This is a genomic window from Streptomyces sp. NPDC007983, from assembly GCF_042958345.1.
GTDB lineage: Bacteria > Actinomycetota > Actinomycetes > Streptomycetales > Streptomycetaceae > Streptomyces.
The window spans coordinates 359989-381079 of sequence record NZ_JBIBJI010000001.1 but is presented as its reverse complement, the minus strand read 5'-3'; the positions used below and the strand labels follow the sequence as shown (position 1 = coordinate 381079).

The 21091-nt window shown below is 70.5% G+C and carries 20 protein-coding genes; 14 read left to right on the top strand and 6 right to left on the bottom strand.

Features of this window, described 5'->3' with window-relative positions:
• The first annotated feature begins 20 nt into the window (after positions 1–20).
• The 8 genes from ACFZCY_RS01810 to ACFZCY_RS01775 all read left to right on the top strand — a co-directional run bounded on the left by ACFZCY_RS01810 (position 21) and on the right by ACFZCY_RS01775 (position 7877).
• Entirely contained in the window at positions 21–356 is a 336-nt protein-coding gene (locus tag ACFZCY_RS01810; protein ID WP_009716707.1) for a YbaB/EbfC family nucleoid-associated protein, read from the top strand.
• 284 nt (positions 357–640) lie between these two features.
• Positions 641–1240, top strand: a complete 600-nt coding sequence (recR, locus tag ACFZCY_RS01805; protein ID WP_009716708.1) for a recombination mediator RecR — start codon at positions 641–643, stop codon at positions 1238–1240.
• The gene (locus ACFZCY_RS01800) at positions 1233–1898 is read left to right on the top strand and encodes a DUF5063 domain-containing protein (protein WP_391168583.1); all 666 of its coding nucleotides are present in this window, start codon (positions 1233–1235) and stop codon (positions 1896–1898) included. Before recR ends, ACFZCY_RS01800 begins: the two co-directional genes overlap by 8 nt.
• Positions 1899–2250: 352 nt before the next feature.
• A complete protein-coding gene (locus ACFZCY_RS01795; RefSeq protein ID WP_391168581.1) occupies positions 2251–3531 on the top strand; it encodes an aspartate kinase in 1281 nt (426 codons plus the stop codon).
• On the top strand, positions 3528–4604 hold the full coding sequence (locus tag ACFZCY_RS01790) for an aspartate-semialdehyde dehydrogenase (RefSeq protein WP_391168580.1): 1077 nt from the start codon (positions 3528–3530) through the stop codon (positions 4602–4604). Before ACFZCY_RS01795 ends, ACFZCY_RS01790 begins: the two co-directional genes overlap by 4 nt.
• 438 nt (positions 4605–5042) lie before the next feature.
• Positions 5043–5618: a SigE family RNA polymerase sigma factor gene (locus ACFZCY_RS01785; protein WP_391168578.1), complete on the top strand. Its 576-nt coding sequence runs from the start codon at positions 5043–5045 to the stop codon at positions 5616–5618.
• Positions 5615–6865 carry a hypothetical protein gene (locus ACFZCY_RS01780; RefSeq protein WP_391168577.1) on the top strand — a complete coding sequence of 417 codons (1251 nt, stop codon included), beginning with the start codon at positions 5615–5617 and terminating at the stop codon, positions 6863–6865. The genes ACFZCY_RS01785 and ACFZCY_RS01780 overlap by 4 nt, the downstream gene beginning before the upstream one ends.
• A gap of 148 nt (positions 6866–7013) precedes the next feature.
• Positions 7014–7877 carry an SURF1 family cytochrome oxidase biogenesis protein gene (locus tag ACFZCY_RS01775; protein ID WP_391168575.1) on the top strand — a complete coding sequence of 288 codons (864 nt, stop codon included), beginning with the start codon at positions 7014–7016 and terminating at the stop codon, positions 7875–7877.
• On the opposite strand, the gene ACFZCY_RS01770 is transcribed toward ACFZCY_RS01775, so the two are convergent.
• Positions 7780–9636: a prolyl oligopeptidase family serine peptidase gene (locus ACFZCY_RS01770; RefSeq protein WP_391169370.1), complete on the bottom strand. Its 1857-nt coding sequence runs from the start codon at positions 9634–9636 to the stop codon at positions 7780–7782. The genes ACFZCY_RS01775 and ACFZCY_RS01770 overlap by 98 nt on opposite strands.
• A gap of 127 nt (positions 9637–9763) precedes the next feature.
• On the opposite strand from ACFZCY_RS01770, the gene ACFZCY_RS01765 reads away from it, so the two are divergent.
• Positions 9764–10138 carry a nuclear transport factor 2 family protein gene (locus ACFZCY_RS01765; RefSeq protein WP_391168573.1) on the top strand — a complete coding sequence of 125 codons (375 nt, stop codon included), beginning with the start codon at positions 9764–9766 and terminating at the stop codon, positions 10136–10138.
• A gap of 132 nt (positions 10139–10270) precedes the next feature.
• Here the strand turns inward: ACFZCY_RS01765 and ACFZCY_RS01760 are convergent, their stop codons facing one another.
• Positions 10271–11548: a cytochrome P450 gene (locus tag ACFZCY_RS01760; protein ID WP_391169368.1), complete on the bottom strand. Its 1278-nt coding sequence runs from the start codon at positions 11546–11548 to the stop codon at positions 10271–10273.
• 314 nt (positions 11549–11862) lie between these two features.
• On the opposite strand from ACFZCY_RS01760, the gene ACFZCY_RS01755 reads away from it, so the two are divergent.
• Both ACFZCY_RS01755 and ACFZCY_RS01750 read left to right on the top strand, forming a co-directional pair.
• Complete coding sequence (locus tag ACFZCY_RS01755; RefSeq protein ID WP_391169366.1) at positions 11863–12633, top strand: VOC family protein; 771 nt, start codon at positions 11863–11865, stop codon at positions 12631–12633.
• An 88-nt stretch (positions 12634–12721) separates the two neighbouring features.
• The gene (locus tag ACFZCY_RS01750) at positions 12722–13108 is read left to right on the top strand and encodes a VOC family protein (protein ID WP_391168572.1); all 387 of its coding nucleotides are present in this window, start codon (positions 12722–12724) and stop codon (positions 13106–13108) included.
• 120 nt (positions 13109–13228) lie between these two features.
• Here the strand turns inward: ACFZCY_RS01750 and ACFZCY_RS01745 are convergent, their stop codons facing one another.
• Positions 13229–13633 carry a hypothetical protein gene (locus tag ACFZCY_RS01745; RefSeq protein WP_391168570.1) on the bottom strand — a complete coding sequence of 135 codons (405 nt, stop codon included), beginning with the start codon at positions 13631–13633 and terminating at the stop codon, positions 13229–13231.
• A gap of 164 nt (positions 13634–13797) precedes the next feature.
• Between ACFZCY_RS01745 and ACFZCY_RS01740 the strand changes: the two genes are divergently transcribed.
• From ACFZCY_RS01740 to ACFZCY_RS01730, 3 genes are read left to right on the top strand one after another with little or no spacing between them, the layout of a single operon-like run.
• Positions 13798–14289: a TrkA C-terminal domain-containing protein gene (locus ACFZCY_RS01740; protein ID WP_391169364.1), complete on the top strand. Its 492-nt coding sequence runs from the start codon at positions 13798–13800 to the stop codon at positions 14287–14289.
• Between the two features lie 7 nt (positions 14290–14296).
• A complete protein-coding gene (locus ACFZCY_RS01735; protein ID WP_391168568.1) occupies positions 14297–15535 on the top strand; it encodes a cation:proton antiporter in 1239 nt (412 codons plus the stop codon).
• 33 nt (positions 15536–15568) lie between these two features.
• Positions 15569–17038 carry a membrane-associated oxidoreductase gene (locus ACFZCY_RS01730; RefSeq protein ID WP_391168567.1) on the top strand — a complete coding sequence of 490 codons (1470 nt, stop codon included), beginning with the start codon at positions 15569–15571 and terminating at the stop codon, positions 17036–17038.
• Positions 17039–17090: 52 nt separating this feature from the next.
• Here the strand turns inward: ACFZCY_RS01730 and ACFZCY_RS01725 are convergent, their stop codons facing one another.
• The 3 genes from ACFZCY_RS01725 to ACFZCY_RS01715 all read right to left on the bottom strand — a co-directional run bounded on the left by ACFZCY_RS01725 (position 17091) and on the right by ACFZCY_RS01715 (position 20483).
• On the bottom strand, positions 17091–18956 hold the full coding sequence (locus ACFZCY_RS01725; RefSeq protein ID WP_391168566.1) for a potassium transporter TrkA: 1866 nt from the start codon (positions 18954–18956) through the stop codon (positions 17091–17093).
• Positions 18957–19078: 122 nt separating this feature from the next.
• Entirely contained in the window at positions 19079–19528 is a 450-nt protein-coding gene (locus ACFZCY_RS01720; RefSeq protein WP_391168565.1) for a MarR family transcriptional regulator, read from the bottom strand.
• 286 nt (positions 19529–19814) lie between these two features.
• A complete protein-coding gene (locus ACFZCY_RS01715) occupies positions 19815–20483 on the bottom strand; it encodes an RDD family protein (protein ID WP_391168563.1) in 669 nt (222 codons plus the stop codon).
• Between the last annotated feature and the right edge of the window lie 608 nt (positions 20484–21091).

The window sequence follows — 21091 nt, the reverse complement described above, 5'->3', positions numbered from 1 at the left end:
CGACAGCCAGGAGCGAACTCGTGATTCCCGGTGGTGGCCAGCCTGACATGCAGCAGTTGCTGCAGCAGGCGCAGAAGATGCAGCAGGACCTCGCCGCGGCCCAGGAGGAGCTGGCCCGTACCCCTGTCGAGGGGTCCTCGGGCGGTGGGCTGGTGAAGGCGACCGTGACCGGTGCCGGTGAGCTGCAGGGTCTGGTGATCGACCCCAAGGCGGTGGATCCGGAGGACACCGAGACCCTCGCGGACCTCGTCGTCGCGGCCGTCCGCGACGCGAACCACGTGGCGCAGGAGCTGCAGCAGACGAAGCTCGGCCCGCTGGCGCAGGGGCTGGGTGGGATGCCGGGTCTGCCTTTCTGAGGCCGAAAGCCTGAGACTGAAGGCCTGAGAGTGAAAGCCTGAGGCTGAAGGTCCGAGTCGGAGGTTCGAGCCGAAAGTTCGAGCTGAGGGGCCGGGCTGAAGGGGCTGGGTCGTGGGCCTGAGGTCGAGGCCTGAGGCCCACGACCCGTTTCCGGTCCGCCCCTGGGCCGGGTGACCGGGCCGGACGGACCGTTCGACGGGCCCTGTGTCCCGTTTCGACCGGCGCAACCGAATATTCATATGAAGTACAGCCACCGCGCGGCGGCGCGAGATTGGATGCAGGCGTGTACGAGGGCGTGGTCCAGGACCTCATCGACGAGTTGGGCAGGCTGCCCGGCGTCGGTCCGAAGAGCGCGCAGCGGATCGCCTTCCACATCCTCCAGTCCGAGCCCACCGACGTCCGCCGCCTCGCTCACGCGCTGACCGAGGTCAAGGAGAAGGTGCGGTTCTGCGCGGTGTGCGGGAACGTCGCCGAGGCCGAGCAGTGCCGGGTCTGCCAGGACCCGCGCCGCGACCCCGCGGTCATCTGCGTGGTCGAGGAGCCGAAGGACGTTGTCGCGATCGAGCGGACCCGCGAGTTCCGCGGCCGCTATCACGTGCTCGGCGGGGCGATCAGCCCCATCGAGGGCGTGGGTCCGGATGATCTGCGGATCAGGGAGCTGCTGGCCCGCCTCGCGGACGGTACGGTCACCGAGTTGATCCTGGCCACCGATCCGAATCTGGAGGGTGAAGCCACCGCCACGTACCTCGCGCGCATGATCAAGCCCATGGGTTTGAAGGTCACGCGCTTGGCCAGTGGTCTTCCTGTCGGGGGAGACCTGGAGTATGCCGACGAGGTCACGCTGGGTCGTGCCTTCGAAGGGAGAAGACTTCTCGATGTCTGACGCAACGTTGCACGACGCCCACCCGGACCCCGACGACTTCGCGGTCCAGATCGCCGATCAGATCGAGAGTTTCATCGTCGCGGTCACCGAGGTCGCGAAGGGCGACGAACCGGACAGCGCCGTGCCGTTCCTGCTGCTCGAGCTCTCCCAGCTGATCCTCGCCGGCGGGCGGCTCGGCGCGCACGAGGACTTCGTACCGGACGAGCGGTACGAGCCGGACGCCGGTCCGGAGCCGGACGTCGACGAGCTGCGGGAGCGGTTCGCCCGGCTGCTGGAGCCGGTGGACGTCTACTCGGAGGTCTTCGACCCGTACGTACCGCGCAGTGAGTCCGTCCCCTGCCGCATCTCCGACGATCTCGCGCTGATCATCACGGACCTGCGGCACGGCATGGCGCACTACCGCGATGGCCGGACCAACGAGGCGCTGTGGTGGTGGCAGTTCTCGTACCTCTCCAACTGGGGTACGACCGCTTCCGCCGCCCTGCGCGCGATCCAGTCGCTCGTCGCGCACGTACGGCTGGACAGCCCGCTGGACGAGCTGGATGGGCTGGATACGGACAGTGCTGCGGGCGGGGACGAGGCGCTGGCGGAGGAGGCCGGCCGGGTCATGGCGGCGGAGATCGCGGAGCCGCTGGGGCTGCGCTCCCTGCGCCCCTGAGAGTCCGCTCGGAGGGTCGTCGGAGGCCCGCCTGGAAGCCCGCCGGAAGCCCGCGCGAGCGCCGCTGTAGCGCCGGTAGGGCCTCCGCGCGCCCTGTGAGCTGGGTTACGTTCCCGTGTGCTTCGCCCGGGAGCGGGCAGGGTTCGTCGCTGAACGAGTGGTACGGGATGCCAGGAGTATCCGCGGTACGGGGACGTTGTGCCGCATGATCCGCCTGGTCCGCCCGGGTCCGTCTGGTCCGTCCTGGTCAGATTGATGAGGCGTGTGTCTCGCTATCTGATATCGGGAGGGCACTTTCCGGCCGCTCGCTAAACTGAGCCGACCGCAATATTGAGATCTGCGAGGAGCGCACGTGGGCCTTGTCGTGCAGAAGTACGGAGGCTCCTCCGTTGCCGATGCCGAGGGCATCAAGCGGGTCGCCAAGCGAATCGTCGAAGCCAAGAAGAACGGCCACCAGGTGGTCGTCGTGGTTTCCGCGATGGGCGACACGACGGACGAGCTGATCGATCTCGCCGAGCAGGTATCCCCGATTCCTACTGGGCGCGAGTTCGACATGCTGCTGACCGCGGGAGAGCGAATCTCCATGGCGTTGCTGGCCATGGCGATCAAAGACCTCGGTCACGAGGCACTGTCGTTCACCGGCAGCCAGGCGGGAGTCATCACCGACGCGGTCCACAACAAAGCGCGGATCATCGATGTCACGCCGGGGCGCATCCGCGACGCGCTCGAGCTGGGCGCGGTCGCGATCGTCGCGGGCTTCCAGGGCGTGTCCCAGGAGAGCAAGGACATCACCACCCTCGGCCGGGGCGGCTCGGACACCACCGCGGTGGCCCTGGCCGCGGCCCTGGACGCCGAGGTGTGCGAGATCTACACCGACGTGGACGGAGTGTTCACCTCCGACCCGCGTGTGGTGACGAAGGCTCGCAAGATCAGCGAAATTCCGTACGAGGACATGCTGGAGCTGGCCGCGAGCGGCTCCAAGGTGTTGCATCTGCGCTGCGTGGAGTACGCGCGCCGGTACAACATCCCCATTCACGTACGGTCGTCGTTCTCCGGCCATCAGGGCACCTGGGTGCGCAATCGGCAGGAAGCGGGAGAAGGAGAAGAAGGCATGGAGCAGGCGATCATCTCCGGGGTCGCACACGACACGTCCGAGGCCAAGGTCACGGTTGTCGGGGTGCCGGACAAGCCGGGTGAGGCCGCGGCCATCTTCCGCACGATCTCGGACGCCGAGATCAACATCGACATGGTGGTGCAGAACGTCTCCGCCGCGTCGACCGGGCTGACCGACATCTCCGTCACGCTGCCCAAGACGGACGGCCACCGGGCGATGGAGGCGCTGACCAAGGCGAAGCCGCAGATTGGCTTCGACTCGCTGCGCTACGACGACCAGATCGCCAAGATCTCGCTGGTCGGCGCCGGAATGCGTACCAACCCGGGCGTGACCGCGACCTTCTTCGAGGCGCTGTCGAACGCCGGGGTCAACATCGAGCTGATCTCGACCTCCGAGATCCGCATCTCGGTCGTCACCCGGGCCGACGAGGTGAAGGACGCGGTCCGCGCCGTGCACAGCGCGTTCGGGCTGGACAGCGACAGCGTCGAGGCGGTCGTGTACGGAGGGACCGGCCGATGACCCGGGCCGGCGGTGCCGGTGGCCGGAAGCCGACGCTCGCCGTCGTCGGTGCGACCGGTGCCGTCGGCACCGTCATGCTCTCGATCCTGTCCGAGCGGGCCGACGTCTGGGGCGAGATCCGGCTGATCGCCTCCCCGCGCTCGGCCGGCCGGAAACTGACCGTCCGGGGCGAGCAGGTCGAGGTCATCGCGCTGGGCGAGGACGCGTTCGAGGGCGTCGACGTCGCGATGTTCGACGTCCCCGACGAGGTCTCGGCCCAGTGGGCGCCGATCGCGGCGAGCAAGGGCGTGGTCGTCGTGGACAACTCCGGCGCCTTCCGGATGGACCCGGATGTGCCGCTGGTCGTGCCCGAGGTGAACGCCCACGCGGCGCGCGTCCGGCCGCGCGGCATCATCGCCAACCCGAACTGCACCACGCTGTCGATGATCGTCGCGATGGGCGCGCTGCACGCCGAGTTCGGGCTGAGCGAGCTGATCGTCTCCTCGTACCAGGCAGTCTCCGGCGCGGGCAAGGAGGGCATCGACGCGCTGCGCGAGCAGATCGCGCTGGTGGCCGGTACGGAGCTGGGTACGCACCCGGGCGACGTACGGCGGGCGGTCGGCGAGACCGGGCCGTTCCCGGCGCCGATGGCGCTCAACGTGGTGCCGTTCGCGGGCTCGCTCAAGGAGGACGGCTGGTCCTCGGAGGAGCTGAAGGTACGGAACGAGTCCCGCAAGATCCTGGGGCTCCCGGACCTGCGGGTCACCGCGACCTGTGTGCGCGTGCCCGTGATCACCACGCACTCGCTGACCGTGCACGCGCGGTTCGAGAACGAGGTGACGGTGGAGGCTGCGCACGAGATCCTGGCCGGTGCGCCGGGTGTGGTGCTGTGTGACAACCCGGCGGAGGGCGAGTTCCCGACGCCCGCCGATGCCGTGGGCACCGATCCGACGTGGGTCGGCCGGGTGCGGCGCTCCCTGGACGACCCGAGGGCGCTCGAACTCTTCGTATGCGGCGACAACCTCCGCAAGGGCGCGGCGCTCAACACCGCGCAGATCGGGGAGGTCATCGCGGCGGAGCTGACCGCCGCGTAGAGCCGCGCAGCTGGTGCGGCCGCACGCGTGGTGCGGCCGCGCATCTGGTGCAGCCGCGTGTCTGGTGCACCGATATAGCGCCCCGCACGGGGTGCACGCCCCGGATAATGTGAATATCCTGTGATCTGGTCAATGGCCTGGACCAGTTGATCCGGGTCGATGACCTGTTCGACGAACCGCTCCCCGCTTGCTGCAACCGACAGCGAGCGGGGAGCGTCTTTCTGGTCGCCCACCCGTGGGCGCTGTGAAAACTGGGCATTGGGGAGAGTTGGGGCGCATGGGGGGATCTGGTGCAGCGTCAAAAGCGGTGCCTCGCGCGTACAACCCTGACAGGGGCAAGCGTGTCCAACAGACGTGGCAGAGGTATTCGGCATCGCAACGGTTCCAGGGCGCGGCGGCGCGGCAGTGCGGCCCCCGCGTCCGCGCGCGGCAGGCGGTATGCCGGTGATCGCGCCATGGTCTGCCGCGCGTCCCGCGCCCCTCGCGACAGGGCGCGAGGGCACTGACGACGCGATGGCAGCGGGGACCACAGTCGATCACCTCACCGAGACCTACCGCGCCCACTACCGGTCGCTGCTCGGCCTCGCCGCACTCCTCCTCGACGACACCGCGTCCTGCGAGGACGTGGTGCAGGAGGCGTTCATCCGCGTGCACTCGGCACGCCGAAGAGTCCGCGACCCGGAGAAGACCCTCGCCTATCTGCGGCAGACGGTCGTCAACCTCTCCCGCTCCGCGCTGCGCCGCCGCATCCTCGGCCTGAAGCTGCTCTCCAAGCCCATGCCCGACATGGCCAGTGCCGAGGAAGGCGCGTACGACCAGCTGGAGCGCGACCAATTGATCAAGGCGATGAAGGGACTGCAGCGCCGCCAGCGCGAGGTCCTGGTGCTCCGCTACTTCGCCGACATGACCGAGGCCCAGGTGGCCGAGACACTGGGCATATCGCTCGGCTCGGTCAAGGCGTACGGCTCGCGCGGCATCGCGGCGCTCCGCGTCGCCATGGAGGCCCCCGCATGAACCACGAGAACGACACGCCGGGCCCGGAGGACCCCGACCGGAAGGCCGACCGCGAGCCGGCGCAAGCCACTCCCGACGGAGCGGCCCCTGATGGCGTGAGCCCCGACGGAACGAGCCCCGACAGCGCGGGCCCTGACGGCGCGGGCCCTGACGGCGCGGGCCCTGACGGAGCCGGTTCGGACGACGCCGGTGACATGAGCGGCGCACGTGACATAAGCGGCGCACATGACATGGACGAGCAAGCGCTACGGCGGATGCTGCACCACGCGGTGGACGACTTGGAGCCGCCTCCGCACTCCCTGGAGCAGCTGCGGCGCGCCGTGCCCGCCCGCCGGGCTCGGCGGCGCCAGGCCCTGGTCGGGGCCGTGGCGGCGGTGGTGCTCGGCGGCGCCGCGCTGCCCGCCCTGGTGCACGTCACGTCCGCCAGCAACGCCTCGACCGACCGCCCGGCCAACGCGGCCAGCAGCCACCGCACTCCCCAGGAGGGCGACAGCGGCGGGCACGGCGAGGGCAGCGGCGGCAAGGACCCCGACGGGCCCTCCGACAAGGCCCGGACGGATCACCACGGTGACAAGGACAAGGACGGCGAGAAGGGCAAGGACAAGCCGTCCAAGGGCGCCCCGGACGGCGGTTCGGACGGCACCGCCCCCGACCCCTCCAGCACGCTGAACGCCACCTCGCCCACCTGCTCCCGCACCCAGCTCGGCGGCAGCGGCGGATCGGCCGGAGGCGCCGACGCCGAGGGCCGGATCTATGGCTCGTTCCGCGTGGTGAACACCTCCCGTCAGGCCTGCATGGTCGAGGGCGGCGGCACCTTCGGCGTGGCCGCGCAGGGCGGGGCGGACCCCGCGAAGGTCTTCTACGTCGATCACACGACGGGTGACGCGGCCAGTGGTCTGCCCGACCCGGCCACCGCGCCGGGCTCGCTGATCCTGCAGCCGGGCCAGGCGTACGAGGTCCGGTTCGCATGGATACCGGCGTCGGGCGGCGGCCCCAGCGGATGCCCCAGCTCCGGCGGTGATACACCGACCGCCAACCCCTCCCCGGATGCCGCCGACGGCCCGTCGGACCAGCCCGGCTCGGGTGACCCGAGCGGTTCCCCGGGCGGCGGCGGTGGCGAGCAGCCGGCCGCGAGTGTCCAGGTCAGCTATACGCCGGAGGCGGGCGAGCCCGCGGTCGGCAGCGTGACCCTGAGCGGTGCCTGCGCGGGGACGGTCTACGGCACCGGCCTGCTGGCCTCCTCCTGAGCCTCGCCCTGAGCCTCCTCCCGGGCCCCCTCCTCCCCGGCGCCGACCCGGCTCCGGTGCCCGTCCCGGCGCCTGTTCGGGCCCTCCCGGCGGCGTGATCCCGGGGCCCGCCGCCGGGGGCCAGCCGTGGGGCCCGTACCGTGGGGGTGTGCATCGGTTTCTGCTGACACCCCGCTGGTGGGTGATCAACGTGTTCACCGTGGTGGCGATCCCGTTCTGCCTCTTCATGGGCAGCTGGCAGCTCAGCCGCTTCGAGACGCGCATCGACACGCACAAGCAGCAGCAGGACGACGCGTCCGTCGCCGAGAAGGCCACGGCGAAGCCGCTGCGCGACCTGCTGCCGGTCACCACGGAGACCTCCGGGCGGCGGGCGACCGCCACCGGCCGGTATGACACCGAACACCAACTCCTCGTTCCCGACCGGCGGCTCGGCGACCGTACCGGCTTCTATGTGCTGACGCTGCTGCGCACCGACGAGGGCAAGGCGCTGCCCGTGGTCCGCGGCTGGCTGCCCGGGGACGCCTCCTCCAAGGCCGACACCGCCAAGGTGCCCGCGCCGCCGTCCGGCCGGGTGACGGTCACCGGAGCGCTGCAGGCGACCGAGCACGAGGGCAGCGGCGGGGTGACCGCGAGCGGCGCGCTGCCGCGCGGCCAGCTGGGCATGATCAGCGACGCCTCGCTGGTCAATCTGGTGCCGTACACGGTGTACGACGCGTGGATCACCTCCTCCCAGGCGCCCGGGGCCCTGCGGCCGGTGCCCCCCGTCGTGGCGGAGGGCACCGGGCTGGACCTCAAGGCGTTCCAGAACCTCGGCTACACCGGTGAGTGGTTCGTCTTCGCGGGCTTCGTGGTCTTCATGTGGTTCCGGCTCTACCGGCGCGAGGTCGAGGCCGCCCGCGACCTCGCGCTGGGCATCACTCCGGACGGGCCTGCGGCTCCTGCGCCCGGCCCGCGGCCGGACCCCGCCCCAGATGGCGCTGAGCGAAATCGATCTCCAAGCGCAACTGCTTGATCCGCTCCTCGACCACGAGCGAGCCGTGCCCCGCGTCATAGCGGTACACCTCGTGCGGGGCGCCGCGCTGCTGCAGCCGCTCCACATAGTTGTCGATCTGCCGTATCGGACAGCGCGGATCGTTCACCCCGGCAGAGATGTAGACCGGCGCCCGCACCTGATCCACGTAGGTCAGCGGGGAGGACGCCTCGAACCGCTCCGGCACCTCCTCCGGGGTGCCCCCGAGGAGCGTGCGGTCCATCGCCTTCAGGGCCTCCATCTCGTCGTGGTAGGCCGTCACATAGTCCGCGACCGGGACCGCGGCCAGGCCCAGCGCCCAGGCCTCGGGCTGGACGCCCAGGCCCAGGAGCGTCAGATAGCCGCCCCATGAGCCGCCGGACAGCACCAGCCGCTCGGGGTCGGCCAGCCCCGAGGCCACCGCCCACTCACGGACCGCCGCGATGTCCTCCAGCTCGATCAGCCCGACCCGGTGCTTGAGCGCGTCCGTCCAGGCCCGCCCGTACCCGGTCGAGCCGCGGTAGTTGACCCGGACGACGGCGAAACCGTGGTCGACCCAGGCCGCCGGGCCCGCCGCGAAGGCGTCGCTGTCGTGCCAGGTCGGCCCGCCGTGGATGTCGAAGACGGTGGGGAAGGGGCCCTCGCCCTCGGGCTTCTGCACCAGGGCGTGCACCCGCCCGCCCGGTCCGTCCACCCAGGCGTCGGTGACCGGCACCGACTCGGGGGCCTTGAGCCCCGGCGGGTCGAGCACGGTCCGCCCGCTCGTCGACCGCACCTGCGGCGGCTGCTCGGCGGAGGACCACAGGAACTCGATCGAGCCGTCCGGCCGCGCGGAGGCGCCCGCGATCGTCCCGGCCGGGGTCTCGACACGGGTCAGCTCACCGGAGGCCAGCTCATACCGCCACAGCTCGCCGCGCGCGTGGTGGCTGTGGGAGACCAGCAGCGCCGAGCCGTCCGGGAACCAGTCCGCGCCGACATCGCCCGGCAGATCGATGGCCAGGGCCGTCTCCACCCCGGTCAGCGGATCCCACACCATCGGCTCCCACCGGCCCCGCCGCTGGTGCCCGACCAGCAGCCGGGTGTCCCCGGCGACCGGCGCGAAGCCCATGACGGCCAGGCCCAGCTCCTCGGTGCCGCCCTTCGTGTCGTCCAGCTCCGCGACCGCCGTACCGTCCAGCCGGACGACCCGGATCGCCGAGTGCATGGCGTCGCCGTGCTCGGTGTGCTCGACCGCGATCAGTGTCCCGTCGTGCGACAGGTCGCCCACCCCGGCCGACTCCCGGTGCCGGTAGATCTCCCGGGGCTCGGCTCCCGGCGCCACCACATGGATCGTCGAGCCCTCCTCGTCCGTGGACCGGCCGACGACCGCCGTGCCGTCCCGGCCGAGCGCGAGACCCGCCGGATAGGAGGGTTCGAGACCGGGCGCCGCGGGCTCGTCCGTCCCCGGCTTCCCGCCCTCGCCGCCCGGGCCGCTGTCGCCGCTCCCGCCGCCTTCGAAGGGCTGGCGCAGCCACACCCCGAACTCATCACCGTCGGTATCCGAGAACCACCAGATCCACCGGCCGTCCGGTGTCAGCACCCCGTCCGTCGTCCCGTTCGGCCGGTCCGTCACCTGCCGCTGCGCGCCGGTCGCGCGGTCCCATGCGTACAGCTCGTATGTGCCCGTGGCGTTCGAGACGAACAGCGACCGGTCCGGGGCGTCTTCCGCCCACTCCGGCAACCCCACTCGCGGTGCCCGAAACCGCATTTCCCAGTCCGGCATGGACTCCGTGCTCTCAGTCATGACCCCATTCTGCGCCGCACCCCGACATCCGCGCTGGCGTCCCCTCGCGCCTGTGGATAACGTTCGCGGCGGGCATGGACAGATGGGCCGTGATGGAGGGGAGACGATGGGCGACATAGCCGCGACCGTGGAGACATACTGGGCAACGGCCCAGGCCAGGGACTGGAGGGCGTTCGGCGCGACCCTCGCCGACGACGTCCGCTACGAGTTTCCACAGACGCGGGAGCGGGTGGTCGGCCGGGACGGCGTGGTCCGCTTCAACGCCGAGCAGCTCGGCGAGTGGAGCCTGGAGGTCGAGCGCGTGGTCGCCGACGCCGCCCAGGCGGTTTCCTGGGTCCGGTTCAGCGACGAGGAGGAGGAGACGCACGGCATCAGCTTCTTCACCTCCGCGCCCGACGGCCGGATCCAGACCATCACCGATTTCTGGCCCGGTTCGTACGAGCCGCCGGCCGGGCGTGAGCAACTCATCGAGCGCTTCTGACGGCCTCCGTACCCCAACTCCCCGTATCCACCTCGTGATCCCCCGCCCTCGCCCCCTTCTCTCCCCGTCCCCCCGCACCCTCCCGGTGTCTCCCCTCCCCGCGATTCCCCGTGATCTCCTTCGAGCGCTCGGCTAGCGCAGCGTCACCGGCAGCGCGTCGACGCCGTAAACGATGGACAGCTTCCGGAACTTGAGCTTGTCGGCATCCACGGCCAGCCGCATTTCCGGGAATCGCCGGACCAGCGCGGGATAGGCCGCCCGGAGTTCCATCTTGGCCAGTTCGGCGCCGATGCAGCGGTGAATGCCGTGGCCGAAGGCCAGGTGAGACGGTGTCTGCCGGTGCGGATCGACCCGCTCCATGTCCGGGCCCAGCTTGTCGTCGCGATTCGCTCCGCTCAGCGAGCACAGCACCAGATCGCCCGCGGATATCTTCGTGCCCGCTATCTCCATGTCCTCGCGCGCGAACCGCGGGAACGCCACCTGGACGACGGAGAGATAGCGCAACAGCTCATCCACGAAACGGTCGACGACGTCTTCCTGGTCGCGCATCGCCGCGAACTGTTCCGGCGCCTGCAGCAGGACGAGCGTGCCCAGCGCCAGCATGCTCGCAGTGGTTTCCAGACCGCCGGTCAGCACCCCGTCGGCCAGCCCCGCCAGCTCCTGGTCGTCGATTTCGTCGCCGTGTTCCTTCACCAGCATGCCGAGCAGCCCGTCACCCGGTTCTTCACGCTGCTTGCGGACGATTCCGTGCAGATACGCCAGCGAATCCGACATGGCGCCGAAGGACGCGTTCGCGCCACCGAACAGATCGAACCGTGCCGTGCTGTACCGCTGGAAGTCATCGCGGTCCTCGTACGGAACGCCGAGCAGTTCGCAGATGACGAGGGCCGGAATGGGGAGCGCGAACATCTCCACCAGGTCGACCGGGCCCTCGGCCGCGGCCATCTCGTCCAGCCGCTCCTCCACGATGGCGTGGATGCGCGGGGTGAGCCTGCTGAGCCGCCGCATGGTGAATTCGGGCGTCAGCAGCCGTCGCAGTCTCGTATGCGTCGGTGGATCGCTGAAGCCGAGGCCGCCGGGATTCTGCTGTTGGGCCAAGCCGACGGTCTTCTCGGCGAGGTTGGTGAAGTCGGAGCTGAATCCCTTCGCCTTTCCGAGGACCGCCTTGGTCTCGTCATAGCCGGTGACGAGCCACCCGTTGATCCCGAAAGGGAGCCAAATCTTGCTGATGGGTTCCTTTGCCCTGGTTTTGGCGATATCTGCCACGGGGTCGAGTCCGTCGCGCCTCAGCGGTGCCAGCGTGGCATCCGGAAGGAACGACATCTTGGACAGATCGAACCCGTTCTTCTGAATCTTCGTGAAGTACTTGCGGCTCAGCCACGTGACGATGTTCGAGCGGAGATTCGACATGGGCGCAATACTGCCCTGCCGCGGCGGCTCGTCCACGACACGTTGGCAGACGCGCCCCGGTGTGATGTACCACAGCCGGGCCGCGGCCGCTCCCCGGGGCGCTTCGCGATCAGTGCGGTGGCGCGGGCCGCGGGATCGGAGGAAAGTGAAGATATCGGGCGTGACGCGCGAGCGATGAGGGCTGCGCGCGGAAGGGCCGTCCATCGCGGTGGACGCGGCCTGAGCCGCGATGGACGCGGAGTGAGCGGAGTGAGGTGAGCGGCTTGCGGGAGAGGTTCCGCGCTGTCCAGGGAGCACCCTGCTGGGTGAGCCTGATGGCAGCCGATCTGGACCGCGCGCACGCCTTCTACGGAGATCTCTTCGGCTGGACGTTCCGGCCCACGCGGTACGGGCACGGCCGTTACACCATCGCCTGTACCGAAGATGGCGTACCGACGGTTGGTATCGGTGCGTCGGCCCCGACGGCGGGTGTGACGCTGCCCGTCACCTGGACGACGTACTTCGCGGCGGACAGCGCGGACGAGGTGGCCTGGCGCGTCCAGGAGCGCGGAGGCACGGTCGCGGTCGGACCGCTGGAATTCGGCAACGGCCGGGTGGCCTGGGCGGCCGATCCGGCCGGCGCCGTCTTCGGCGTCTGGGAGGGCGATCTCACCTCCGCCTGGTGGGGCGAGCGCAGGCCGGGCGCCCCGGTGTGGCTGGAATTGCGTACGCGCGACGCGTTCGACGCGGCGCTCTTCTACGGTCATGTCTTCGGCTGGGACGCCCAGGCGCGGGAGCGGTGCGACGTCCGCTTCGAGCATGACCGCGTGGTCCTGCACATCGACGGGAAGGCCGTGGCCGGATTGCGCGGCGGCGCCCTGGAAGCCGCCCCCGATCCGAATGTGCGGCCCCGCTGGCATGCCTATTTCCGCGTCGCGGATGTCGACCAGGTCTCCGAACGCACCGTGGAACTGGGCGGAAGCGTCGTTTCCCCGCCGGTCGACACCCCCTACGGCCGCATCGCGGCGCTCCGCGACGCCGAGGGCGGAATCTTCAGCGTGGCGGCGGTCCGGAGAGGCTCGACGGGCGAGCCGGATGGTGCCTAGGATCGGAGATACGGCATCGCGTGTCGGTCACCGGCTGGGTGAGGCATGGAGGTGCCCGTGAGATTGCCTTATCGGGAGGCATTCCACAGTGTCAGTCGAGCTGAACCACACCATCGTCCATTCCCGGGACAACCGCGAATCCGCCGAATTCCTGGCCACCATTCTGGGCCTGGAGGTGGGAGACGCCTGGGGCCCGTTCATACCGGTCTCCACCAGCAATGGGGTCACCCTGGACTTCGCCAGCGTCCCCGCCGAGTCGATCACCATGCAGCACTACGCGTTCCTCATCTCCGACGAGGAGTTCGACGCGGCGTTCCAGCGGATACGGGAGCAGGGCATCACGTATTACGCCGATCCGCACGGTAAGCAGCCGGGCGAGATCAATCACCACTACGGCGGCCGCGGGCTGTACTTCATGGACCCGGCCGGTCATGGCATGGAGATCATCACCCGGCCCTACGGCAACGAGGAGTAGCCCTCCGCAGGGCGACCGGCGTGGCCTGGGCCCTGCGCCCGGGCCACGCCGTACCTAACCCGCCACGCCGTACCTAACCCGGCTCGCGGAACGTGCCACCCAGCCCCGCTCGGCCCCCGCTCAGCCGTCGCGTGGCGTGATCCGGCGGTAGCCCGCGCGGGCGTTGACGACGCGGGCGCAGGCCGTTCCGACGACGCCCGCGCCGAGCAGGCACCCGAGCCAGGCGCTGTCGCGGTCGCCCGCCCAGGTCAGCTCGCCCGCGGGCGGGATGGCGAAGGCGTTGAGGAAGAGCCAGCACAGCACGGCCGTCCCCGGCGCCGCCACGAACCGCGCGCACAGCCCGAGCACGGCTGCGAACAGCGACAGCGCGATCAGGGCGAGCGTCGGCCGCCCATGGCCGCCGAGCGAGTTGAGGACGGCCACCAGCAGCAGGGCCCCGGCGAAGGCCGCGGACCAGATGACCGGGGTGGCGACGGGCTCGGGTACGGGCCTCATGCCGACGCTGAGCTGCCGCCACTCGATCATGATCACCGTCTTTCTCGCGCGTCTGCCGGGGTACGGACACCCGAACGCGGATTGTTCCACCGGGCCACGGATCACTTTCCGCCATTACTTACTCTTTACCATTTGTTACGGTGGCCGGACGACACTTCGACCCGCGCTACCAGCGCGAAGGCCACGAGGAGGGGATGGCTGTGGGTGTTCCGCGGTTGAGCAGTACGCCGTTGCCGGGCATTGGAGTCCGTTACGACCTGACCACGCGGGACCAGGGCCGGCTGTCGGTGGTCGCGCACCGGGACGGTGGACGGACGCTGAGCGCGTACCGCCGGGAGGACCCCGACGAGTGCGCGCTGGCCACCCGGCTCACCCCGGGCGAGGCGGAGGCGCTCATCAGCGCGCTGATGCCCGCGCACCACAGCCCCACGCTGCTGTCCACCACCGAGCTGGGGCTGGTCGCCGAGCGGATCGAGCTGTCCTCGCACTCGTACTGGAACGGGCGGGTGCTGGGCGAGACGCGGACCCGCACCGAGACCGGCACCTCCATCGTGGCCGTGCTGCGCCGGGCGGACGCCATCCCCTCCCCGGCCCCGGACTTCCGGCTGGCGGGAGGCGACATCCTGATCGTGATCGGCACGCGCGAGGGCGTGGAAGCCGCCGCGGCAATATTGGGGCGGGAGTGACAGACGGATGCACTCTTCTGCCGTCTTCCTGATCGAGTTCGGTGCGGTCATCCTCGGGCTGGGACTGCTGGGCCGACTCGCCGGACGTTTCCAGTTCTCGCCCATCCCCCTCTATCTGCTCGCCGGGCTGGCCTTCGGCGAGGGCGGGCTGCTGCCGCTCGGGGCCAGTGAGGAGTTCGTCGCGATCGGCGCCGAAATCGGCGTCGTCCTGCTGCTGTTGATGCTCGGGCTGGAGTACACCGCCAGCGATCTGGTCAGCAACCTCAAGACCCAGTACCCGGCCGGGCTGGTCGACGCCACGCTCAACGCCCTGCCCGGCGCGATCATGGCGTTGCTGCTGGGCTGGGGCCCGGTGGCCGCCGTGGTGCTGGCCGGGGTCACCTGGATCTCCTCGTCCGGCGTCATCGCCAAGGTCCTCCGCGATCTGGGGCGGCTCGGCAACCGCGAAACCCCGGTCATCCTGTCCATCCTGGTCCTCGAAGACCTGGCGATGGCCGTCTATCTGCCGATCGTCACCGCCCTGCTGGCCGGTGTCGGACTGGCCGCGGGCAGCATCACCCTGGCCATCGCGCTCGGCGTCGCGGGCTTCGTCCTCTTCGTCGCCGTCCGCTTCGGCCGCCACATCTCCCGCTTCGTCTCCAGCGACGACCCCGAGAAGCTGCTGCTGGTCGTGCTGGGCCTGACCCTGCTGGTCGCCGGGATAGCGCAGCAGCTCCAGGTCTCCGCCGCCGTAGGCGCCTTCCTGGTGGGCATCGCCCTCTCCGGCGAGGTCGCCGAGGGCACCCACAACCTGCTCAGCCCGCTGCGCGACCTGTTCGCCGCCGTCTTCTTCGTCTTCTTCGGCCTGCACACCGACCCCGCCAGCATCCCGCCGGTCCTGCTGCCCGCCCTGGCCCTGGCGGTCGTCACCACCTGCACCAAGATCGCCACCGGCTACTGGGCCGCGCGGCGCGCCGGGCTCTCCGCCAAGGGCCGCTGGCGCGCGGGCGGCACCCTGGTGGCGCGCGGCGAGTTCTCCATCGTCATCGCCGGCCTCGCCGTCACCGCGGGCATCGAACCACAGCTGGGCCCCCTGGCCACGGCGTACGTCCTGATCCTCGTCATCGTCGGCCCCCTCACCGCCCGCTGGACGGAGCCCCTGGCGCGCCGCCTCATCCGTCCCAAGCCCGCCGCGGCCCCTGCCGCCGAAAGCACCACCGAGACCGCCGACACCGAGTCCAAGCACCGCGAAACACAACGCGGTTGACACCCCGAACGCCGCCGCGACACGATCCCGCCGGTGGAGATCACGGACCTGACACCGGCGGAGCGGCGCGTCTGGCGGGCCTTCCCGCTCGATGAGAGCGTCGATTTCCGCGAAGGCGCCGACGACGACCCCGAAAGCGGCGGCTCCTGGGGGCCCGAGCGGACCATACGAGCCGAGGTGCTGCGCGCGCTGCTGCTCGACGGGCCCACGCGCGACGGCGAGGTGGCGGGCCTGAAGCTGATCGGCGCGCGCATCACCGGTGAGCTGCGCCTGAAGTACGGGGCGGTCGAGCACGCCGTACGGCTGCGGTCCTGCCACTTCGAGCGCACCCCGCAGCTGTACGGGGCACGGCTGCGCGTCCTGGTGCTCAGCCGCTCCGTGCTGCCCGGGCTCACGGCCGGGGCCCTGCACACCGAGGGCGTCCTGCGGATGACCGAATGCCGCACGACCGGCCCGGTGCGGCTCGCCGGGGCGCAGATCGCCGGAGGGCTGTTCCTCGACGGGGCGCGTCTGGGCACTCCGGACACCCGCTGCGAGGAACCGTTGCTGCAGCTCAACCACGCGGTCATCGGCGCCGATGTCCAGGCCAAGCGCCTCGTCGCCCACGGGCAGTTACGGCTCAACGAGGCCACCGTGGCCGGCCAGGTGAACCTCGACGACAGCGCACTCCACGCCCCCGGCGGCATCGCCCTGCACGCCGAGAACCTTTCCGTCGGCAACGATCTGCACGCCATGCGGCTGCGCGCGCAAGGACACGTCAACCTCAGCGGGGCCCGGATGCCCCGCCACCTCAACCTCGCCTACGCCCGGCTGTCCCACCCCGGCGGCCAGGCCCTGCGCGCCAGCAGCTGCGTCATCGGCGAGCTGTGGTTCCGCGAGGCCGCCCCCGTCGAGGGCGATGTGAACCTGCGCCGCTCCCAGATCGACCTGCTGCACATCCGTCCCGAGGTCTGGCCCGACCGCGTCAAGATCGACGGCCTCAGCTACCGCAGCCTCGCCCCGCACCTCCCCGCCGAAGAGCGGCTACCGCTCCTGGAACGCGAAGTGGAGGGCTACCTCCCCGCCTCCTACGAGCAGTTGACCACCGCCTACCGCGCCGCGGGCGACGAGGCCGCCGCCCGTACCGTCCAGCTCGCCAAGCTCCGCCGCCACCGCCGTACCCTGCCGCGCTACGCCCGCGTCTGGGGCCACCTCCAGGACGTCACCGTCGGCTACGGCTTCCGCCCCCTGCGCGCCGCGGGCTGGCTCTCCGCCTTGCTCCTCACCGGCGCCGTCGCCTTCGCCCTCCACCACCCGCGGCCCCTGAAGTCCGGCGAGGCCCCCGACTTCAACCCGGTCTTCTACACCCTCGACCTGCTCCTCCCCATCATCGGCTTCGGGCAGGAGAGCGCCTTCGCCCCGCGGGGCGGGTACCAGTGGCTCTCGTACCTCCTGATCGTCACCGGCTGGATTCTGGCCACCACGACCGCGGCGGGCATCAGCCGCTCCCTGAGCCGCCAATAGCCGGACCCCTGGCCCCGCCGGCCCCGCCGGCCCCGCCGAGCCCGCAGAAGCGTTACTCCTCGGCGAGCACGACGATCGCGTCCCCCTCCTCCAGGACCAGCGGCGCGGCCTTGTCCGGGTTGAGGAAGACCCCGTAGGCGGGCGGTACGTCGGCGTGCCGTGCGAGCCGGTAGCCGAGGGCCGTCTCGCCGCGCCGCCGTGCGGCCTCGACGACCGTCGCGAAGTTGGCCTCGGCGCCGGGCACCAGATAGTTGGTGGCCGGTTTGAGGTAGATCTCCGAACCCTCCGGGTCGAAGAGATCGATGAACACCGTGTAGAGGTCGCGGTTCTCGGTCAGCTGGGTCAGCAGCAGGCTGATGACCTTGGTGCTGACGATGAAGTCGTCGGCCTTGGTGACCTGGGCGATCTCCCGGTTGCTGTCATCGTTCATCTCCGTGACGATCGAGTACGGGTCACCGAGCCGCACCTCGATGTCGCGCAGGTGCAGCAGCGTCACCAGCGTCCGGTCATCCGCGCGCCTGGGATCGATACCGTCGTCGGAGAGCACCACGATGTGCTGGTAGCTGCCGAGGTCAAGGGCCTCCAGGGACGACCGGCGGGTCGGTTCACACCGTTTGTGACCGACCGTCAGGTTCTTCAGCCCCTCCGGCACCCCCTTCCGCGGCCGCCGCGGCGCCGCGATATCCACCGCCGAACCGGGTTCGACGAAGCTGTCCAGCAGCTTGATCAGCTTCGACGCCCGGGAATTCCAGCCGATCAGCAGGGTGCGGTCCGGGACCGGCGGCCGGCCGGGCGCGGTGGTGATCGCGGACGGGACGATCTCGGCCCGGGTCTCGGCGCGCCGTATCAGCAGATCGTCCTCGGCCATCACCAGCAGCTGGTCGTCGGCCCGGACGACGGTGTCCATCGGCGGGTTGACCAGTACTTCACCCTCGCTCCTGCGCAGCCCGGCGGCCATGCCCTGCGCGTAGTGGGCCAGGATGTCCGCGTACGTCGAGCCCGCCAGCGCGGGCTCGTCGCGGAAGTAGAACTCGTTACCTTCGAAGCTGAGCAGTTCGTTGAAGACGCTGGACAGCCCGGACTGCCGGTGCGCCTGGGCGATGAGCCGTACGGCGATGTCGTCGGCGTCGATGATCAGCGCGTTCTTACCGGCGGCGAGACGGGCCGCGGGCAGGTTGTCCGAACTCTCCACGGCCGCCACGACGTTCGGCCGCGTGCCCTTCCACTTCCGGCTGTTGAGCAGCAGCAGCACCTTGATGACGTCCGTGTCGGTGTCGTCTCCGACCGGGGGCAACACCATGATCGACTTGGCGGTGTCGGGGCTCACCAGCTCCAGATCGCCCCGCTCCAGCGGGCTTCCGGATCGGCAGACCACCCGGGTGCGGCCGGTCGCGGGGATCCGGTGGCGGATCTGATCCTCCATGTCGACCTTGTCGTGGTCGGCGAGGATCACCACACACGAGCGGCGGGCGCTCTGGTTGGCCTCCACCAACTCCGCGATCACCGTGAACACCTGGTCCGACCAGCCCAGCACGATCGTGTGCCCGCGCTCGATCAGCCGCGACCGCCCCTTGCGCAGCATCTGGATCCGGTTCTCCAGGCCCGTGGTGAGCACACCGATGAGCGCGCTGACGATGAAGATGCCGCCGATCGTGACCGTGAGCATCAGCACCAGGAACAGCGGCCGGCCCGTGTCCCCGCCCATGGTGCCCGGGTCGAGCGTCCGCAGCAGGCTCATCCACACCACGCCCGACCAGCCGCCGCTCTTCCGGGTGTCCTCGTGCGAGAAGGCGACCACCAGCGTGGAGACCACGGCTATCAACGCCAGCGAGGCGAGTCCGAGCCAGCCGATCAGCGCGGGCGTCCCCCGGTCCATCGTGCCGTCGAACCAATACCGCAGCCGGTCCCGCAGCCTCATCGCACGTCCCCATCCCCCCGGCCACCCACCGGACTTACGGTCTCCCAGAGCAGTTGATCATTCTCGCAGGGTTACCCGGGCCCACCGTCCGGGCGCCGGGTGGCCTGCCCCGGCGCGGTGGGTCACCAGGCGGCGTGGGCCTGCGGACCGGCCTCGACGGACGGCTCGCCGCCCGCCTCGGCGAACGCCTGCAGCGCCTCGATCAGATGACGGCGCTGCCCGGCGGGCATGACGTCGACGATGCGCGCGATCTCCCGGCGCCGCCGATCGGTGACCTCGGCCACGATCCGCCGACCGCCCTGGGTGAGCGAGATCATGCTGGTACGCCGGTCCTCGGCGGAGCCGCCCCGCGCGACCACGCCCGTCGTGACCAGGCGGTCGATCATGCGCATGGCGGTCGACGGCTGCACCCCCAACTCCCCGGCCAGCCCGGACAGGCTCAACGGCCCTCCGGCGTCCAGGACGACCAGCATCCGGAACTGCGGCAGCGTCAGCGACTCCTCCACCGCCGCCAACGACCGGGCGGAGACGGCCACAAGCAGCCGGGACGCGGTCAGCACGGCGGTGACCATCGCCTCGGCATCGGATTCGGGGGCGTCGGTACGGGGCTGGGAGGGATCGGAAGCGGAAGCTTCGGTACCGGAAGTTTCGGCAACGGAGGCTTCGGAAGAGGAGGCTAAGGAACGGCGCGCCATACGCCCTTTCTACCCTCTGCCCCTGTGGAAGGGAGCGCCCCGATCCGCCACCTCGGCCTGGGCCTTGAATTCCGGGACGGCCCCGTAGCGGTGAGCGGGAACGACCGTCGGCCGACTCCACGATCCACGAGGTGCCGACCGGCGCCTGTGAGGCTCCGGCTCTTCAGCCGACCATCTCGCCGCGCCGCCCTCTGATCCGTGCGAGCGCGGCCCGGAGGCGCCACGCGCCGGTGACCGTGACCCCAGCCAGCCGGTCGGCCAGCGACCTCCGGGAGCCTATCAGCGCCAGCCCCGCGTTGACGGCGAAGAAGGCTATGGCGACGATCCAGCACAGCACCGAGAGGCCGACCGCACCCCCGGCCAGCAGGCAGCAGGCCAGCGCATACCAACCGACGTCGACCAGCGTGCTCACCGCGGCGCGCACCGCGACCCGGCCCTGCCCGGGCCGCCCGCCACCCCGGCGCCGCACGACGCACAGGCCCGTCAACGCCTGCCCCGGGGTACGGCCCATCACGGCCAGCGAGAGGAAGTGGTAGGCGAAGGTGAACGCGACCAGCGCTGCGAATGCCTGCTGGACGGCGTTCACCGCAGAGCGCCACAGCGACTCCCCGACATCCTGACCCGCCCCCGCGATATCGCCATGCGAGGTGATGACCTCCCAAGCGCTGGTCCCGGCCAGGCTCGTCACATCGGTTACCTCGGCACCGACCCGGTGGAAGGTGAACCAGCCGAGCAGCACGGCCACGGCCACGATGACGGCGAAATCCAACGCCCAGGCGCACAACCGACGCGCCCGCGGCAGGCCGGTCGGCGCCGCCCCCTCTTCAGGCATACCGGGTGCCACTACCGCTCGCCGGAACATCGGTCCCCCCGAAGTGTGTGATGTCGCAGTATGCACAGTGTAGGGACAGTTACAGACCGCCACGAGGGTTCCGAACGTGCTGCGGGGCGCGAGGCGCTTCCCACCGGCGGCCGCAAAGAGGAGACGCGCCCCTTCTGTCGGGATCACGCCGACGAAGAAGGCGACCCCACCGCGACCCCCAAGATCCCGCATGTCGCGGGGCCTCCGGGAGAGGGCCGGCTCCCAGGTACCTCAGGTCAACGCACGCATGGCGAGCACAGACCCAACTGGTCATCTGAGGTGAGAACGCCCGTGGGGATGGCCGCCGCCCACGCGCGCGTACAACCGGTCGCCGAGAGAGGACGATGCCGAGCGTTCCCAGCGCGGTGGCGTGGAACGCGGCTTCGACGGTGATCGTGCTTGGACTGACCGAGCAGTGGGAGACGGCGCTGGACACACTCCTGGCCCTGTGCCCGACGTCGCCCGTGCGCGTGCTCAATGATCTCCTGCGCGCACGCGCGGTCGCCCTTCACCAGCTACACGGACCCCGCAACGGTGTTGCAGGGCTTCGCCGTCATCGCAGAACCGCGCAGTCGGGC